The following is a 17,642-nucleotide window of genomic DNA, read 5'->3' as shown; positions in this document are numbered from 1 at the left end:
CTAGGCTCCAGCTCATGGAACGCAGGTGGATCCCCGCCGACACCGGCGTACCGGTCTGGATACCGCTGTTGCCCCTGATCGCCGGGATGCTCTTCGTCGGGTACCTCGGTGTCAGTTCGATCCTCGACAACTACCACCTGCAGACCCGCGGCCGGCCCACGGAGGCTTCGGTGTATACGACCCATGGGAGCAAAGGCAGTACGAGAGTCGACGCCTGGTTCGAGACGGCGGACGGGCACCTGGTCAAAGCTCGGTTGAAGCGGTTCGATTTCGAGGATTCGGAGGACGAGATCCGGATCGAGTACGACCCGTTGGACCCGGAGCTCGCTCAGCAGGCGGGCGTCGGCTACAACTACCTCGACGGCGCCTTCAAGCTCTTGCTCTCCGGCCTGAGCCTGTGGGGGATCGGGTTCATCATCGTCGCCAGTTTCACGAGGCGGGCGGAGTGAGTCTGGGAGCCGTCGCGGACGCGGAGCGGTTCGTCGACCTCTGGGGGCTGCTGGAGTCCTGCGAGGTCGGCGAGTTCCGGGCGGACTTCGTGAGTTGGGGGCACTACCGGCCGGAGTACTGGCGCAACTACTGGCACAGCCACTCCTTCTACGAGGTGTGTCTGGCCTATGCCGGGGAGGGGCGGTTCAACTGCGGGCCGGTGGAGTACGACGTGAGTGCAGGCGACCTGTTCCTGGCGCGGCCGGGTGATGTGCACGAGATCGAGTCCAGCCGGTCGTCGCCGCTGGGGATCGCCTTCTGGGGCTTCACCTTCCGCCCGACGTCGGTTGTCTCCGGCACTGGCTGGTGGTCGGGGCTGAATCGGCCTGACGGTCCAGTGATGTCGCGCGAGCTGGGTGGGCTGCCTGCTGTCGTCACTGCGCTCGCCAGCGAGGCAGCGGAGCCGCGGTCCGGGTATGGCGAGGCAGTGGCGGCACTGGGTGCGACGCTCGTGCTGGACACGGCGCGGGCGTTCGCGCTCGACCGGGACCTCTCGGTGGCCCCCGTAGTACGGGAGAGAGGACCGGTGGTGGTCGAGGCGATGCAGCGGCACCTGCTGGACAACCTGGCTCGCCCGGTGACCGTGCGGGAGGTGGCTGCCGCAGTACACCTGTCAGAGCGGCACGCGGAGCGGCTCTTCCGGCAGGTGGTCGGGGCATCAATGATGTCGACCCTGCGGCGGATGCGGCTGGAGCTCGCCGCGCAACTGCTGTTCGACCCCGCCTACACGGTGACCGAGGTGGCACGGGCTTGCGGGTACTCCGACGTCCGGCCGTTCAGCACAGCGTTCCGGAGCCGCTACGGCAAGTCGCCAACGGAGTTCCGAGCCTCCGGGGGCACCCATCACCTCGGCCGCGAAGGATGATCCTCGGCTTGGCGTGAGCTCTGGACGGCCTTCCCCGGCGGTGTTGCAATTCGATTGCGTAAGGCAATCGTGCTACATCCCCTGGAGCTGACATGAGTCGACTAGGACGCACCATCAGCGTTGCCCTGCTCGCCTTCGTCGTCGCGCTGCTGCCGTCGTTGCCGGCCGCCGCGATCACCGGCGGCGAACCGGACGGCAACCGGCATCCCAATGTCGGGCTGATCCTCTTCTACACGCCGGACGGCCGCTTCCGGTGCAGCGCGACGCTCGTCTCGCCGACCGTCGTACTGACCGCGGCGCACTGCACCGACGGCACGCTCGGCAAGACCCTGGTCACCTTCCAGTCGGTGATCGCCCTGCAGCCGCCGTCACCGTTCCCGGTCGCGGCCAACCCGGCAGCCGGGTACACGCAGGCCGAGCTGGAGGCAGCCGGGTACTTGTCCGGTACGGCGTACACGCACCCGGCGTACTCGAACTTCACCGACCTGAGGAACTGGAACGATGTCGGCGTGATCGTGCTCGACCGGCCACTCACGACGATCACCCCGGCCCGGATCGCGCCCGCGAACTACCTGGACGCCTTCGCCCAGCCGACGCTGAACAAGACGCTGTTCACCTCCGTCGGCTACGGCACCGAGGTGCGCAAGCCCGAATCGGGTCCGCAGAAGCCGCAGCCGATGAGCTACCCGCTGCTGCGCCGGTTCGCCGTCGAGCCCGGCCAGAAGCTGACCGACCAGATCCTGCAGGTCAACGGCAACATCAATGACCCGCGCGGGACCGGTGGCACCTGCTTCGGTGACTCCGGTGGGCCGACCTTCCACGGCGGGTACGTGGTCACGGTGACCAGCTACGGCTACACCGCCAACTGCCGGTACCTCGGCGGCCTGCAGCGGGTCGACATCGGGGTCGTGCAGAGCTGGCTGGCGACGTTCGGCGTCACCTTCGGCTGACGGTCTCGCGGCATCCCGGCGCCTGCGAACCAGGCCGGCGCCGGGATGCGCTAATCTGGTGTTATGCGAGTGACCCTGCTTCTTAGTTAGCCGTACTGGGCGCCTCTGAGCGCTGACCAGTACGGCGTCCCCTCCTGTGTGAGGGGCTTTTTTATTTCCAGGCATGTATCTGGCAGGGTTCCCATGACATCTCGAGAACGCAGGAGTACGACGGTGAGCGAGCACGTGGAGCACGAGGCGGACGACGCGATCGACCGCGGCGGCTACGACTTCAACGCCATGCAGGCCAAGTGGCGGCCGGTCTGGGAGAAGCTCGACCCGTTCAAGGCGCGCGACGACGGCTCGGCCGAGCGCCGGTACGCGCTGACGATGTTCTCCTACCCGTCCGGCGACCTGCACATGGGCCACGGCGAGGTGTTCGCGCTGCACGACGTGCTGTCCCGGTTCTGGTTCCAGCAGGGGTACGACGTGCTGAACCCGATCGGCTGGGACTCCTTCGGGCTGCCCGCCGAGAACGCGGCGATCAAGCGCAACGAGCACCCGGCGACGTACACGTACGCCAACATCGAGACCCAGGCGGAGTCGATCCGGCGGTACGCGCTGAGCTTCGACTGGTCGCGCCGGCTGCACACGTCCGACCCGGAGTACTACCGGTGGACCCAGTGGCTGTTCCTGCGGTTCTTCGAGAAGGGGCTGGCGTACCGCAAGGCCTCGTACGTGAACTGGTGCCCGAACGACCAGACCGTGCTGGCCAACGAGCAGGTCGTCCAGGGCCGCTGCGAGCGCTGTGGCTTCGAGGTGACCAAGCGCGAGCTGACCCAGTGGTACTTCAAGACCACCGAGTACGCCCAGCGACTGCTGGACGACATGGACCAGCTGCAGTGGCCCGAAGAGATCCTGCTGCAGCAGCGGAACTGGATCGGGCGCTCCGAGGGCGCCTTCACCGGCTTCCAGGTGGAAGGCCGTGAGGAGCCGATCAAGGTCTTCACCACCCGCCCGGACACGCTGTTCGGGGCCACCTTCCTGGTGGTCGCGCCCGACTCCAAGCTGGCCGCGGACCTGGTCACGCCGGATCAGCAGGAGGCCTTTGACGAGTACCTGAAGGCCGTCAAGGCGTCGACCGAGATCGAGCGGCTGAGCACCGACCGGGAGAAGACCGGCGTCTTCCTGGGCTCCTACGCGACCAACCCGGTGACCGGTGAGCGGATCCCGATCTGGGCCGCCGACTACGTGCTGTCCGACTACGGCACCGGCGCGATCATGGCCGTACCCGGCCAGGACTCGCGTGACTGGGAGTTCGCCGAGAAGTTCGGCCTGCCGATCGTCCGTACCGTGCAGCCGGAAGAGGGTTTCGACGGCAAGGCGTTCACCGGCGACGGCCCGGCGATCAACAGCTCGAACGCCGAGATCAGCCTGGACGGGCTGGGCGTCACCGAGGCCAAGTCGGCGATCATCGACTGGCTGGAGGACAAGGGCCTGGGCGAACGGACGATCAACTACCGGCTGCGCGACTGGCTGCTGAGCCGGCAGCGCTACTGGGGTGCGCCGATCCCGATCATCCACTGCCCGGTCGACGGCGAAGTACCGGTACCTGACGACCAGCTGCCGGTCGAGCTGCCGGACCTGCGCGGTGCGGCTCTCGCTCCCCGGGGTGTCTCGCCCCTGGCGTCGGCCCGCGACTGGGTCGAGGTCAGCTGTCCGAAGTGTGGCGGGCCCGCCGAGCGGGACACCGACACGATGGACACCTTCGTCGACTCGTCCTGGTACTTCCTGCGCTACATCTCGCCGGACTACACCGAGGGGCCGTTCGACCGGGCCGCCGCGGACCGCTGGATGCCGACGTACCAGTACGTCGGTGGCAAGGAGCACGCCGTACTGCACCTGCTGTACGCGCGCTTCTTCGTCAAGGCGCTGCACGACATGGGCATGCTGGACGCCACCGAGCCCTTCACCCGGCTGCTGAACCAGGGCCAGGTGATCAACGAGGGCAAGGCGATGAGCAAGTCGCTGGGCAACGGGGTCAACCTGGGCGACCAGCTGGACGCCTTCGGGGTGGACGCGGTCCGGCTGACGATGGTCTTCGCCGGTCCGCCGGACGACGACATCGACTGGGCCGACATGTCGCCGGGCGGGTCGCTGAAGTTCCTGCAGCGGGCCTGGCGGCTGAGCGGGTCGGTCGAGTCGCCGGTGGGCGTGGACTTCTCGACGGGTGACCTGGCACTGCGCAAGCTGACCCACAAGACGGTGCACGACGCGACCGAGCTGATCGAGTCGTACCGGTTCAACGTGATGGTCGCCCGGGTGATGGAGCTGGTGAACGCCACCCGCAAGGCGATCGACTCCGGTCCGGGAGCGGCCGACCCGGCCGTCCGTGAGGCGGTCGAGACGGTGGCGATCCTGCTGAGCCTGGTCGCGCCGTACACGGCCGAGGACATGTGGGAGAACCTGGGGCACGAACCCACGGTCGCCAAGGCCGGCTGGCCGAAGGTCGACCCGGCACTGCTGGTCGAGGACTCGGTCATCGCCATCGTTCAGATCGCCGGCAAGGTGAAGGACCGGCTGGAGGTGTCACCCGACATCTCTGACGCCGACCTGGAGCAGCTGGCGCTGGCGTCCGAGGCTGTCCAGAAGGCACTGGACGGCCGCGGTACACGCAAGGTCATCGTCCGCGCGCCGAAGCTGGTCAACATCGTCCCTGCCTGAGACAGTGCACGGATGCGTTCAGAGCTGATTGACGTCTCTACCGGTAACCGCGAGGTTGTCTTCGATCTGACCAGCAGGTGTGAGCAGTTCGTCGCCGCTGAGGCCCACCAGGCCCAGGGCGACGGACTGCTGCACTTGTTCGTCCCACACGCGACGGCCGGGATCGCGATCCTGGAGACGGGGGCGGGCAGCGATACGGACCTGCTCGCGGTACTGGAGGAGCTGCTGCCGCGCGATTTCCGCTGGCAGCACCGGCACGGTACGCCGGGGCACGGGCGCGATCACGTGCTGCCCGCGCTGATCCCGCCGCACGCGTCGATCCCGGTGATCGGCGGCCGGCTCATGCTCGGCACTTGGCAGTCGATCTGCCTGGTCGACACCAATGTGGACAATCCCCAACGGCAGGTCCGGCTTTCCTGGTTGCCGAGTTAGCTGCTTTTTCAATTGACTCGCGGATTGTTCGTTACTTATTGCGATGTTGCCGAATGCGTTACGTATGCGAAACACGTCTCCGCTTGAATACTCGGCATGGCGGCCCTGGAGAACCTGCGTGAGCACTGGCTCGTGGTCGGTACCGAGCTCCTGGTCCGGGCGACCAGAGGCATTTGCGACGGCAGTCTGCTGAATGCGGAAACGGGCCGGGCCGACACCCGGGCGCGGCTCGAAGAATGGTCCGGAGTGCTCTCGCTTTATGCCCCCGCCGGTGAAACGGATTCAGTTCGCGTCAGCGCCTGACGCGGCAATCAATCGTTTGGCTGTTCGCCGTCCCGAACTCTGGTCACTGGGTGCATACGGCACCGACGCCCCTGTCACGCTATGTTGTGGGGAGACTGTGAGGCTCTGAATGGGGTGACGGGCTTTGTCGGACGCGGATGGCCGGGCTGAGGGAAGGCGTGGTTTTGCCGATCTCTTGCTTGACCTGAGAGTCCAGGCAGGACTGTCGCAGGAAGAGTTGGCCGACAAGGCCGGGCTCAGCGTGAGGACCATCCGCGAGCTCGAGGCCGGCCGGGTCGCCCGGCCGCGGAAGGACTCTGTACGGCTGCTGGCCGAGGGTCTCGGGCTGCGCGACGGCGACGCGTTGCAGTTCCTGGCCGCTGCCGGTCACGCGACCGTGCGACCGGTGATCGCGGTCGCTGATGCGGCGCCCTCCGGGTTGCGCTGGCGGGGTACCAGGCCGATTCCCGATGGTCTCGTCGGGCGAGATGACGAGCTGGCGGAGATCGAGACGCTGCTCCGGCAGAACCGGCTGGTGACGCTGGTCGGGCCGGGTGGCGTCGGCAAGACGGAGCTCGCGCTGGCCGCCGCCGATCGGGTCTCCTCGGTGGACACGGCCGTGGTGGTCGTCGACCTCACGACGGTACAGCGCGATGCCGCGGTACCGTCCGCGATCCTTGATGCTTTCGGGACGGCGCCTGGTACTTCGGATCTCGATGACGTGCTGTCCGGGCGCAAACCGGGTGACCTGGTGATCGTCGAGGACAACGCCGAGCACGTGCTCGACGGCGTCGCGACGGTGGCGAACCGGATGGTGCGCAGCTTCCCGGGGATCGGCGTACTGGTGACTTCGCGGATTCCGCTCGGGTTGCCGGACGAGGTGGTCCGCCGGGTGCAGGTGCTCGGCGTACCGGCCAATGACAAGGATTTTGACGAGATCGCGGCGTCGCCCGCGGTGGAGATGTTCTGCCGGCGAGCGGCTCGGGTGCGGCCTGATTTTGCGCTGACTGCTGATAACGCGGCCACAGTGGCTCGGCTTTGCCAGCGGCTCGATGGGCTGCCGTTGGCGTTGGAGCTGGCAGCCGCGCGGGCTGGGTCGTTGTCGGTGGAGACGATTCTGGCGGCGCTGGACGACCGGTTCCGGTTGTTGTCGGGGCCGCGGCGTTTCGGGGCGCCGCACCAGCGGACGCTGGCGGACACGATCGCGTGGAGCGTCGACGCGCTGTCGGATCCGGCGCGGCAGTTGCTGTATCGCGCGTCGATGCTGGGATCGCCGTTCACCTTGGACGCCGTGGTGGGGGTGTGCACCGGGGATCCGATCGATGTCCTGGACGTGCCGATGCTGCTCGCCGAGCTGGTGGACAAGTCGCTGCTGCAGCCGGTACATGAGTTCGAGGCGTTGTACGGCGCTCGCTACAAGATGCTCGAGACGATCCGCGAGCACGCGTATGCGGGGTTGTCGTCGCAGGGGTCCGACCTGGTCGAGTTCAAGGATCGGACGGTCACGTGGTGCTCGACGTACGTCGAGGGGCTGGACGGCGCCTGGTCGAGTCCGGACCGCGACCGGCGCTACCGGGCGGCCAACGCGAACTCGGCGACCTTCGAGGTCGCGCTGGAGCGTGCTTCGGCGCTGGGGGACTGGGACACGGCGGCTGCGATCGTGCTCGGGTTCCGGATTGCCTGGCAGTACCAGGCGAGTGTGGCCGAGAGCGGGATCCAGTGGGCGAGCTTGTGCGCTGAGAACGTCCACGACAAGGAGGTCAGCGGCCGGCTGCTCGCCATCGCGGGGCGACTGTCCAACCTGACCGGTGACGTCCGCGCTGCCCGCCGGTACTACGGGGAGGCGCGGACCCTCATCTCGCCGTCCTCGGAGATGGGGCTGATGGCTCGTGGCGGGTGGGTGTCCTCCGGGTCGCTACTGCTCGACACACAGAGCCTCGCCGAGATCCCTGCGCTGGTTACTGACGCTTTGAAGCATGGCGATGTGCAGCGGTCCGCGACCGTGCAGGCGATCTGTGGGCTGGCACTGGCTCGGTGGGGGCGGCTGCCCGAGGCTAAGGAGCTGCTGCTCGCCTGGGAGGCCGCGCTGGTCAATCCGGGGGTGTATCCGGATGAGATCGCGTACATGGCTCTAAGCCGGGTCGAGCTGGAGCTGGGCAACCTGTCGGAGGCCAGGCGGTGGGCTGAGCTGGCGCGTGACAGCCAGGCGTCCGACGACCCGGAGCGGACCAAGGTGGCCGGGTGCCTGGCGATGGTGGAGTTCCAGGCCGGGCGGTTCGAGTTGGCCCACGCGCTGATCGATGAGGCGGACGCGGACATCCGGGGGCACCGGGGGTACTTCGACTACCTGGTGATGCTCTACCGGAGCCGGCTGGCCCGGCGTACCGGGGATCTGGAGCAGGCCAGGTCGTCCATCCGCGACGCAGTCAACCGCTTGCTGCTCGAGGGCAGGGTTGTGTACCTGCTGGACGTCATGCCTGAGGCAGTGGCCGTGCTGCACGCATTGGGCCAGCACGAGCAGGCCGATGCCCTCTGCGGCCAGCTACTGGCCTGGCAGCGGACGATGGACCCGCCCATGCTGCCTACGGCGTGGGCAGTACTGCAGGAGTCCTGCGAGAGCGCTCCGGTGGCGCAGGGCTGGCCGCTGCCTGACCCGGCCGAAGCAGCGCGGCACATGGCCGACGAGCTGCTCGCTGCACTCTCCTAACCCAGCTCGCTGCGCTCCTCCCGACCCTGCGGCAGCCGCGTACGTAGTACCGGCTGCCTCTTGCCGTGCGCTGGCGCCTGACGAGCCTCGCTGCGTTTCGTGACGCCGATCGGTGGAAGCTGCCGGGGAACTGCCGGTGCTTCTGCCTCGTCCGGACATGCTCGCCGGAACCAGAATTACAGCCGTAGGACAGGTTCCACGAGACAGAGATCCGAGACCGGGTTCGAGCGATACGGGAGAGAGGCGATGACCATGAAGAGGCAATCACGGCGCGCCGGACTGCCGGGCAGCTCTTCGAAACCGGAGCAGGCGACGCGGAGGACATCCGGCAGTCGGACGGTGGGGGCGCCGAACAACTGCCGAGATCTCCGGAGTGCTGGTTCGTGCGGAGCTGTCCTACCTCACACCGGGGGCCGTGCACCGTCAGGGCACGTGACCCGGGGCGGGGTCCCAGCAGCGACCAGGCACACGACACAGGGGACGAGTGCCGGTCCGGTCGACACGGGAAAGCCGGCGGGTTTGGTCACCTGCCGGTGGGTCGGCCGCTGGGGCTCCCCGGGGGGATTGCGGTGAGACGCACAGGGGACGGCTCGCCGCACAGCCGGTACCACGCCAAGTGAGCTGACACCGAGGGGGAGTCAGCTCAATCGCGAGGTGGAGGGCCACACAGGGGATGGCCTCTCCACCTCGCCATGGCGTCGTCAGCTGTCGAGCACTGCCGCCTTGTCGAAGGCGTAGCCGACCATCCAGTGGGGTTGGAGGCGGCAGTAGGCGATCTCGTCGCCCCAGGTGGAGGGGGAGTTGCCGTAGTGGGCCACCAGGTGCGCCTCGATCTCGGCGAATTCGGGATGGTCGGTGGTGAGGAACTCGACTTGGCCGTGGCTGAAGACGCCGAGTCGCTCTCCGTCGACGTACGAGATGCTGGCGGCCGGTCTGGCCTTCAGGTGGCGTGCCTTGGCCGCCTGCATCGAGGTCGTGAACACCCAGCGGGCGTGCAGGAAGTGCCCGTCGACGGCGCTGATCCTCGGCTCGCCCTTCGCCGTCACGGTGGCCAGGTTGAGCGTGCACATGCCTTGCAGGACCTGGACCAGCTCTTCGGCGGTCAGGCGTCGCTCGTCGTTGATGATGTCGCGCAGATGCTCTGTGGAGCGCTCGTACGCCGCCTCGATCAGCCGTTGCAGTTCCGCGACTTCCTCGCTCGTCTCCTTCATTGACCGAGTCTGACACCAGGCGCCGACGAAAACTGTCCGGTAACCTCGCTGCATGTCAGCCCGCGTCCACGTCGTCACCGACTCCACTGCGGGTCTGTCGGCGCACGAGGTGCTCCGGCTCCCGCTGACCGTCGTACCGCTGCAGGTGGTGATCGGCGGGACGGCGTACGACGACGGCGCGACCAGCTCGGATGCGGTCGCGGAGGCGCTCAAGACGTTCACGCCGGTGTCGACGAGCCGGCCGGCGCCACAGTCGTTCGCGGACACGTACGCCGAATGCGCCGCGGCCGGTGCCGAGTCGATCGTGTCGATTCACCTGTCGGGCGATATGTCGGGGACGTTCGAGGCGGCCATGATCGGGGCCAAGGAGTCGCCGATCCCGGTCCGGGTGGTCGACTCGCGGTCGCTGGGGATGGGGTTGGGGTTCCCGGTACTCGCCGCGGCGGCCGCGGCTGCTGATGGTGCTGATCAGGCGGGGGTCGAGGCGGCTGCTCGCGCTCGGATGGCGGCGGTTTCGTCGTACTTCTATGTCGACACCCTTGAGTACCTGCGCCGCGGCGGGCGGATCGGGGCGGCGCAGGCGCTGCTCGGTACTGCGCTCGCGGTCAAGCCGTTGCTGACCATCAGCGGCGGGCGGATCGTTCCGTTGGAGAAGGTCCGTACGTCGAGTCGCGCGATCGCCCGACTGGCTGACATCGCCGTCCAGCGGGCCGGCGATGGGCCGGTTCAGGTTGCTGTGCACCACCTCGCCAATCTTGACAAGGCACATACCCTCGCCGACGGCCTCGCCGAGCGGCTCCCGCAAGCGGAGGAGATTGTTCTCCGCGAGGTGGGAGCGGTGATTGGCGCCCATGTGGGGCCTGGCATGCTCGCGGTCGTAATCGCTCCACGCTGAGCCGCCAGGGGCCTGTGCGGTCGCATGGTTACCTGCGGGATCTTCGGCACGGTCCGGCACCTGCGGCACGGCACCTGCACCTGCGGTCCCTGCGGCAACCTGTCGGCGCGGAACCAGCGGCACCTGTACCAGCGGCACCAGCGGCACCTGTACCTGCGACACCGCTGGCGCCTGCACCTGCGGCACCCGCGGCACCTGAGGCACCTGCGGTCCCTGCGGGTGCGGCACCCACGGCACCTGCACCTGCGGCACCTGCGGTCCCTGCGGCAACCCGTCGGCGTGGCACCTGCGGCACCCACGGGCACCCACGGCACCTGAGGCACCTGCGGTCCCTGCGGGTGCGGCACCCACGGCACCTGCACCCGCGGCACCTGCACCCGCGGCACCTGCACCTGCGGCACCTGCGGTCCCTGCGGTACCTGCGGCAACCCGTCGTCGCGGCACCTGCGGCACCAGCGGCACGGCACCTGCGGGCGCGGGCACCTGCGGCACCTGCGCCTGCGTCACCCGCGGCATCGTCATCGCGGCACCGCTGGCGCCTGCGGGCGGGGCACTTTCGGCGCGGTGATTGGGAGGGCGTCGCTCGCCGTCGTGATCGGGTCCGGGTGATTCCGGACGGGGATCGTCCGCTGACGGTCCTACGCTGAGGCATGGCTGAGACGGATGGTGTCGACGGGTGGCGGGTTCTTGATGGTGGCTTGAGTGCTTGGTTCGATGCGCCGTCGCTGCGGGTGGGGGCGGCGTTGGCTGGGCGCGTTGTTGAGTTGGTAGGCGAGCGGGAGTTGCCCGACTTCGATCTGCGGGACAGTGGGGTTCGGGTGCGCATCGGCGTACCGGGAAGTGAGCCGGGTCAGGCGGACGTGGTGCTGGCTGGTGGGATCTCGGCGGCGGCTCTGGAGCTTGGGATGGTTGCGGATCCGGCGGGGTTGCAGGTCATGCGGGTGGCGGTTTGGTCGGGTGAGTTGCCTCCGGTGGTGTCGTTCTGGAGCTCTGCGTTCGGGTACGGGTCGGTCGGGGATGAGCGCTTCGGCGATCCGTTGCGGCGGGATCCGGCGATCTCGTTCCATCGGCTGGAGGAGCCGCGGCCGTTGCGCAATCGGATTCATGTCGATGTGAGCCGGCCTTCGGATGCGGTGGAGGCATTCCGGGCGGCCGTCGGCCAGGAGGCGTTCGGCCCGTGGGGTGTCGCGCTCGCCGACCCCGACGGGAACGAGATCGACCTCGTACCGGGCGGCGAGCTCACGGATGAGACCAAGGGCACCGATGAGGCGGCGACGGCTGACTGGCGAGTGCTCTTCGGCGCGATGACCTTCTATCCGACGACTTCCTCTGCAGTAGCGGGTCGGCTGGCTGCGGCTGTCGCGGGTCTTGCTGACGAGGCGGGGCGGTCCTTGCTGGTCGATCTGCGGCCAGACGGCGTCACGATCGACAGTGGGAAAGATCAGTGGGAGAACGACGTCGCGGGGTTCGTGAGGCTGGCGGCCCGGATCCAGTCAGCGGCGCGGGAGCTCGGGCTGTCGGCGGAGCCGGCGCGGCTGCGTTTCGTACAGTTCGGCATCGATGCGGTCGACGTAGCGGCCGTGAAGGACTTCTGGACGACCGTACTCGGCTATCGGGAAGACCCCCGTGGATGGGATCTGTACGACCCGCGCCGACTCAACCCGACCTTCATCTTCCAGCAGATGGATGCCGGGGAGTCGGAACGCCGCAGTCAGCGCAACCGCACCCAGTTGGAACTCCTCGTACCGGCCGACCTTCTGGAGTCTCGCCTCGACACGGCCGTCGCCGCCGGCGGGAAGATCCTGCCGGCCGAGCGTCCGGGCACCCGCGCCGTCGCCGATCCAGAAGGCAACGAACTCATCTTCCTCACCTCCTGACCCGATCGCGACTGCGACCACATAGCGTGTCCGGTCTATGCCTACCGCTTTTTGGAGCCATCTGGACGCTTGCGGATTCGTCTTCCGCGTCGATCACCTCGGAACTCATCGAGTCGACGACGGCGACTGAGGTGGTTGTCCCCAGGCTGAGAAGTCCCTCCACCGGATGCCGGAAAGGCTCGTACTTTCCCTGGTGTGAAGCTCTCCCGCCAACCCCCACCGCCAGACCCGGAGCCCCGCCGACCACCCCTCGCCCGCCTCCACACCACCGGCCACCAACGCAGCACCACGGCCTCGCGTGAAAGGCCCGACCCAGAGGAAGTCAGAGGCGGCTGGACCCCACCGGTGCCGCTACCCGACCGTCTGAAAGGACCGCTATGGACCCTGTCGCCTCGCCACGTCGTCGTTCTCGCCCTGATCCTGCTCGCCGGCCTGCTCTGGGCAGCCTTCGCACTGTTCCGCACCAACCCTGAGCCGATCCCGAACCCACCGGGCAGCTTCACCTCCGGTACGCCGGTCGCCACACCGTCTTCAGCCCCGCAGCCTTCGAGCACGCCGAAGTCGCCTGTCACGGTCGTGGTCGACGTCGCGGGCAAGGTACGCCGTCCCGGACTGGTCCACGCGCCGGCAGGCTCACGCGTCGCCGACGTTCTAGCGGCGGCAGGCGGAGCCCTGCCCGGAGTAGACCTCACCACCCTCAACCTCGCCCGCCAAGTCACCGACGGCGAACAGATCATCGTCGGAGCCCCCGCAACCGGCCCCGCCGGCCCACCCACCCCAGCCCACCCAGCCGGTACTGCGGCAACCCCCGCCAACACCCCGATCGACCTCAACACAGCAACCCTTGCCCAGCTCGATTCCCTGCCAGGAGTAGGCCCAGTCCTAGCCCAACGCATCCTCGACTGGCGCAACGAACACGGCCGCTTCACCACCACCGACGAACTCCAGGAGATCCCAGGAGTAGGCCCCAAGAAATACGAATCCCTAAAACCCCATGTCCGAACCTGACCCCCACCCCACACCCGCGCTCGACCCCACACGCGCGCCCGTACCCAACCCCACGCCAACACCCGACCCCGACTCCACGCACGTACTTAAGCCGACACCCGCCTCCGAGCCCGCACCTGCGCCGGAGCCCGCGCAAATACCCGACCCCGAGCGCGTACGCGAGCTGGCGCCTGTGCCCACGCCGCTGCCCGGGCCCACGCCAAAGCATGAGCAGGCGCCCGCGTCCGAGCCCGGACCTTCGCCGATGCCCGAGCCCACGCCAGTACCTGAGCGTGCGCCCGCGTCCGAGGCCGTACCTGCGCCCGCGTCCGAGGCCGTACCTGCGCCCGCGCCCGAGCCCGAGCCCGAGCTCGAGCCGGAGCCGGAGCGTGTGCCCGAGCCGTCGCCCGGGTCCGTGTCCGCACCTACGCCTGTGCCCGCGCTGATGCCCGAGCCCGCGCCGATGCCCGAGCCCACGTCAAAGCCTGAGCAGGCGCGCGCGTCCGAGCCCGCACCTGCGCCGACGCCCGAGCACGCGCCTGGATTGGCTGCCGAGCCGATGTCCGGGTCCATGCATGCGTCCGGGCCCACGAGTGACTCCGAGCCCACGGGTGACTTCGAGCCCGCGCCTGAGCCGGAATCAACGCGTGAGCCCAAGCGCATGCCCAAGCTCGAGCGCGAGTCCGTCGCCCAGTCCGAGTCCGAATCCGAGTCCGGGCCTGACGTGGAGGCGGAGGCGGAGGGGCCTGGTGTTGATTTGCGGTTGCTGGTGCCGGCTGGTGTCGGTTGGTTGACGGCCGTGCTGCTACTGGGCGCGGGCACCTCAACCGCCTACTGGACGGCTGCGGGAGCTGCGGTGGCAACTGTGCTCTTAATCGCGGGCGGTCTGCTGTGGAGGCGATCACGGACGTGGGCTGGGCAGCCGTCGGGTAGTGAGCAGCTGCGGCGGGTGGTGCCTACCGCAGCCGGAGTAGGGGCGGTCGTGGTGGGGATGGCTTTGGCGGCAGGGCTGCAGGTGGAGCGGTTGCAGGCAGGGCCGGTGATGGAGTTGGCGCAGTCGGGGGCCGCCGCGACGGTTCGGCTCAAGGTGGTCGGGGATCCGGCGCTTCGGAGTACCCCGGGGAGCAGGCGGCCGCCGTACGTGGTGGTTCGGGCGACGATCGAGGAGGTGAGAGGCAGGGGATCGGCGACACGCGTTCATACGCCGGTGGTGGTGATCGGGTCTGTGCAGTGGAAGGAGGTGAGGTTCGGGCAACATGTCGAGGCGACCGGGCGGCTCGAGTCGGTCGACAAGGGCGGTGAGGTGGCGGCGATGCTGTCGTTACGGACCGCACCGCGGGTGCTTGATGAGCCCGCATGGTGGTTGCGCGCTGCCGAGCGAGTACGTGCCGGGCTGAGGCAGGCGGTAGCCGGTGAGCCAGAGAAAGTGCGCGGTCTAGTACCGGCGCTGGTGATGGGTGACGAGTCAGGCCTCCCGGCCGAGCTGGCCGAGGACTTCAAGACGACTGGGCTGACGCACTTGTCGGCTGTCTCCGGTACGAACCTCACGCTCCTGTTGGCCTTTGTGCTCCCACTCGCTCGCCTCCTCGGCGTACGGGCTCGCGGCTTGACCGTCGTCGGGATCGTCATGGTCGTGGTGTTCGTCGTGCTTGCCCGACCGCAACCAAGCGTTCTCAGGGCAGCCGTGATGGGCCTCGTCGCCTTGGCCGCGATGGCCGGCAGCGGCGGAACCAGACGTGCAGCGCGGAGCCTTTCGGTAGCAGTCGTCGCGCTGCTACTGATCGACACGTCGCTCGCCAGGTCCGCCGGGTTCGCCCTGTCGGTACTGGCGACCGCAGGCATCGTCCTGCTTGGACCAAGCTGGCGCGACGCCCTCGCCCGCTGGATGCCAGTGCGCTTCGCCGAGGCAGTAGCCTGCCCGCTCGCTGCACAGCTCGCCTGTACGCCGGTAGTCGCCTGGCTCTCTGGCCAGGTGTCAATGGTCGCCGTCGGAGCCAACCTGCTAGCGGGACCGGCAGTCGGACCAGCAACGATCCTCGGCTTCGGAGCAGCCGGAATCGCCTTGCTGAGTGCCGATCTGGCTCGCCTGCTCGGCTGGCTGGCGGGCTGGCCGGCGCGATGGATCATTCTCATCGCGGAGAACGGCGCCGACCTGCCCGGCGCGTCCAGCAACTGGCCCGCGACGGTCGTCGGCATTGCCGTACTGACCGCGCTCTGTCTCGCCCTGGTGATCGGCCTGCACCGAATACTCGCGCGCCCGATCGCGATGCTGCTCGCCCTTGTCCTGCTCGCCGTCATCATCCTGCGACCGATCCGCTCCCTGGGCTGGCCGCCCGCGGGCTGGCTCATGGTCGCCTGCGATGTCGGCCAAGGCGACGGGCTCGTGCTGCACGGGGGGCGTAGGACTGCGGTAGTCGTGGACACCGGACCCGACCCGGCTGCCATCGATCGATGCCTGAGGCAGCTCGACGTGAAGTACGTGCCCGTCGTCGTGCTCACTCACTTCCATGCAGATCATGCGGGTGGCCTGGCGGGCGTACTGCGGGGGAGGACAGTCGGCGAGATCGAGGTGACGCCGTACTTCTCACCACCCGCTGAGTACAAGCGCGTCCTGCAGTTGGCCGCCCAGCACGGGATCCCCATCCGTACGGTCACCTACCAGGAGAAACGCACAGTCGGCCCAGTCAGTTGGACCTCCCTGTGGCCGGCTCGAGTCCCAGCACTCACCGGCAAATCCTCCGCGACCTCAACCGACGAAGGCTCACCCGAGAACAACGCCAGTATCGCCCTGATGACCGAGGTGGCCGGCCTCCGTCTGCTCCTCACCGGCGACCTCGAACCCGAATCCCAACGCGCCGTCGTCGCCACCGGCGCCGACCTCCGAGCCGATGTCCTCAAGGTCCCCCACCACGGCTCCGCCCAGCAGGACCCCACCTTCATCGCCGCAACGAAGGCCAGACTCGCGATCATCTCGTCCGGACTCAACAACGACTACGGCCACCCCGCGCCCCGGACTCTCGACCTCTTAACCCATCAAGGCATGAAGGTCGCCCGCACCGACACCTCCGGCTCAATCGCCGTACTAGCCCCCAACCACCAACTCTCCATCACCACAAGCCAAACCACTCCGTGAGCCTTCGGGGCTAGTCCAGGGGGTTAGGGGAGTGTGGGTGAGGGTTGTCGGTGGGCCGTGGGATGCTTGCGGGGTTATGGCTGCTCGACGGAGTTCCGCGCCCAAGCTTGGGGATGTCCTGCTCGTTACCGGTCCGGAGGCGTTTCTAGCTGACCGGGCTGTTCGGTCTGCGATCGCTGCCGTGTCCAAGGGCGGGGCCGAGATCGAGGTCACCGAGCTCGGTGGGGCGGACCTTGATGTCGGGGTGTTCGCCGAGCTGACTGGGCCGTCGTTGTTCGCGGCTGAGCGGGTGATGGTGCTCCGGACCTTGGAGAACCTGCCGGCTGAGATGGTGCCGCACCTGCTCGAGTACGCCGGAGCGCCGTCCGAAGACGTGCTGGTCGTGCTGGTCCACTCGGGTGGGCAGAAGGGCAAGGCCGTTCTCGACAAGCTGCGGAAGGCCTCGGTGAACGAGGTCGTCGCGACAGCGCCGAAGACCTGGGAGTTGCCGCAGTTCGTGCTGGGCGAGATCCGCCTGCTCGGCGGGAGCATCGACGAACGGGCAGCTACCGCCTTGGTCGACGCGGTCGGGCATGACTTGCGGGCGCTGGCGGGGGCTTGTTCCCAGCTCGTTTCGGACTCGGGCGGTCAGGCGGTCAGTACTGAGCTCATCAGCCAGTACTTCGGCGGTCGCGCCGAGGTCACGAGTTTCGCAGTCGCGGACGCGGCGATCGCTGGGCGGACCGAGCCGGCGCTCGAGCAGTTGCGGTGGGCGCTGGACTGTGGGGTCGCTGCCGTGCTGGTGACGAGCGCGATGGCCGGCGGGCTGCGCGGGCTGGCGAAGTACACGAGTGCGCCGAGTGGTCTGCGCGAGGCGGATCTGGCGCGTGAGGTCGGCGTACCGCCGTGGAAGCTGAAGACGCTGAAGCAACAGGCGCGGGGCTGGACCGCCGGTGGTCTTGCGGCGGCGATCAAGGCGGTCGCTCAGGCCGACGCGGACGTCAAAGGCGCGTCCGGTGACGCCGGTTACGCGCTGGAGCGGATGGTCATCACCGTCAGCCGAGCCCACGGCCGCCGCCAACCCGCCTGAGCCCCCGCCGGCCCCGCCAGCTTCCGGGCGCGCAAAAACGAT

Annotated in this window: 13 protein-coding genes; 12 read left to right on the top strand and 1 reads right to left on the bottom strand. The window is 68.3% G+C overall.

Annotation, left to right across the window (positions count from 1 at the left end; translation table 11 throughout):
• The first annotated feature begins 14 nt into the window (after positions 1-14).
• The 7 genes from ACIA12_RS13885 to ACIA12_RS13855 all read left to right on the top strand — a co-directional run bounded on the left by ACIA12_RS13885 (position 15) and on the right by ACIA12_RS13855 (position 8,428).
• Positions 15-449 (top strand): DUF3592 domain-containing protein, encoded by a 435-nt coding sequence (locus ACIA12_RS13885; RefSeq protein ID WP_396367325.1) that lies wholly within the window; start codon positions 15-17, stop codon positions 447-449.
• Positions 446-1,354 (top strand): helix-turn-helix domain-containing protein, encoded by a 909-nt coding sequence (locus ACIA12_RS13880; protein WP_396367324.1) that lies wholly within the window; start codon positions 446-448, stop codon positions 1,352-1,354. The genes ACIA12_RS13885 and ACIA12_RS13880 overlap by 4 nt, the downstream gene beginning before the upstream one ends.
• A gap of 92 nt (positions 1,355-1,446) precedes the next feature.
• Positions 1,447-2,304 carry a trypsin-like serine protease gene (locus ACIA12_RS13875; RefSeq protein ID WP_396367323.1) on the top strand — a complete coding sequence of 286 codons (858 nt, stop codon included), beginning with the start codon at positions 1,447-1,449 and terminating at the stop codon, positions 2,302-2,304.
• A gap of 183 nt (positions 2,305-2,487) precedes the next feature.
• Complete coding sequence (gene leuS / locus ACIA12_RS13870) at positions 2,488-5,007, top strand: leucine--tRNA ligase (protein WP_396367322.1); 2,520 nt, start codon at positions 2,488-2,490, stop codon at positions 5,005-5,007.
• 12 nt (positions 5,008-5,019) lie between these two features.
• Entirely contained in the window at positions 5,020-5,439 is a 420-nt protein-coding gene (locus ACIA12_RS13865) for a YjbQ family protein (RefSeq protein WP_396367321.1), read from the top strand.
• A gap of 96 nt (positions 5,440-5,535) precedes the next feature.
• Positions 5,536-5,742 (top strand): hypothetical protein, encoded by a 207-nt coding sequence (locus tag ACIA12_RS13860; RefSeq protein ID WP_396367320.1) that lies wholly within the window; start codon positions 5,536-5,538, stop codon positions 5,740-5,742.
• A 175-nt stretch (positions 5,743-5,917) separates the two neighbouring features.
• Complete coding sequence (locus ACIA12_RS13855) at positions 5,918-8,428, top strand: ATP-binding protein (protein ID WP_396367319.1); 2,511 nt, start codon at positions 5,918-5,920, stop codon at positions 8,426-8,428.
• A gap of 701 nt (positions 8,429-9,129) precedes the next feature.
• Here the strand turns inward: ACIA12_RS13855 and ACIA12_RS13850 are convergent.
• Positions 9,130-9,639 carry a pyridoxamine 5'-phosphate oxidase family protein gene (locus tag ACIA12_RS13850; protein ID WP_396367318.1) on the bottom strand — a complete coding sequence of 170 codons (510 nt, stop codon included), beginning with the start codon at positions 9,637-9,639 and terminating at the stop codon, positions 9,130-9,132.
• A 52-nt stretch (positions 9,640-9,691) separates the two neighbouring features.
• Here ACIA12_RS13850 and ACIA12_RS13845 point away from each other — a divergent pair, with 52 nt between their 5' ends.
• From ACIA12_RS13845 to holA, 5 genes are all read left to right on the top strand, one after another.
• Positions 9,692-10,534, top strand: a complete 843-nt coding sequence (locus tag ACIA12_RS13845; protein WP_396367317.1) for a DegV family protein — start codon at positions 9,692-9,694, stop codon at positions 10,532-10,534.
• A gap of 650 nt (positions 10,535-11,184) precedes the next feature.
• Positions 11,185-12,411 (top strand): VOC family protein, encoded by a 1,227-nt coding sequence (locus ACIA12_RS13840; RefSeq protein ID WP_396367316.1) that lies wholly within the window; start codon positions 11,185-11,187, stop codon positions 12,409-12,411.
• 345 nt (positions 12,412-12,756) lie between these two features.
• Positions 12,757-13,419, top strand: coding sequence for a helix-hairpin-helix domain-containing protein (locus ACIA12_RS13835; protein WP_396367315.1), 663 nt, complete (start codon positions 12,757-12,759; stop codon positions 13,417-13,419).
• A 640-nt stretch (positions 13,420-14,059) separates the two neighbouring features.
• Positions 14,060-16,531: a ComEC/Rec2 family competence protein gene (locus ACIA12_RS13830; RefSeq protein ID WP_396367314.1), complete on the top strand. Its 2,472-nt coding sequence runs from the start codon at positions 14,060-14,062 to the stop codon at positions 16,529-16,531.
• Positions 16,532-16,607: 76 nt separating this feature from the next.
• Positions 16,608-17,600 (top strand): DNA polymerase III subunit delta, encoded by a 993-nt coding sequence (holA, locus tag ACIA12_RS13825; RefSeq protein ID WP_396367313.1) that lies wholly within the window; start codon positions 16,608-16,610, stop codon positions 17,598-17,600.
• Positions 17,601-17,642 lie beyond the last annotated feature (42 nt).

It is taken from the genome of Kribbella sp. NPDC051620 (assembly GCF_044453825.1).
Lineage (GTDB): Bacteria > Actinomycetota > Actinomycetes > Propionibacteriales > Kribbellaceae > Kribbella.
The sequence above is the reverse complement of the archived record's forward strand: the minus strand, read 5'-3'. Positions and strand labels throughout refer to the sequence as shown.

Bases quoted from the DNA above. Each gene is read 5' to 3' on its own strand.
- ACIA12_RS13860 (WP_396367320.1), top strand. From the start codon at position 5,536: ATGGCGGCCCTGGAGAACCTGCGTGAGCACTGGCTCGTGGTCGGTACC.
- leuS (WP_396367322.1), top strand. From the start codon at position 2,488: ATGACATCTCGAGAACGCAGGAGTACGACGGTGAGCGAGCACGTGGAG.
- ACIA12_RS13885 (WP_396367325.1), top strand. From the start codon at position 15: ATGGAACGCAGGTGGATCCCCGCCGACACCGGCGTACCGGTCTGGATA.
- ACIA12_RS13875 (WP_396367323.1), top strand. From the start codon at position 1,447: ATGAGTCGACTAGGACGCACCATCAGCGTTGCCCTGCTCGCCTTCGTC.
- holA (WP_396367313.1), top strand. From the start codon at position 16,608: ATGGCTGCTCGACGGAGTTCCGCGCCCAAGCTTGGGGATGTCCTGCTC.
- ACIA12_RS13830 (WP_396367314.1), top strand. From the start codon at position 14,060: ATGCCCAAGCTCGAGCGCGAGTCCGTCGCCCAGTCCGAGTCCGAATCC.
- ACIA12_RS13865 (WP_396367321.1), top strand. From the start codon at position 5,020: ATGCGTTCAGAGCTGATTGACGTCTCTACCGGTAACCGCGAGGTTGTC.
- ACIA12_RS13850 (WP_396367318.1), bottom strand. From the start codon at position 9,639: ATGAAGGAGACGAGCGAGGAAGTCGCGGAACTGCAACGGCTGATCGAG.
- ACIA12_RS13840 (WP_396367316.1), top strand. From the start codon at position 11,185: ATGGCTGAGACGGATGGTGTCGACGGGTGGCGGGTTCTTGATGGTGGC.
- ACIA12_RS13845 (WP_396367317.1), top strand. From the start codon at position 9,692: ATGTCAGCCCGCGTCCACGTCGTCACCGACTCCACTGCGGGTCTGTCG.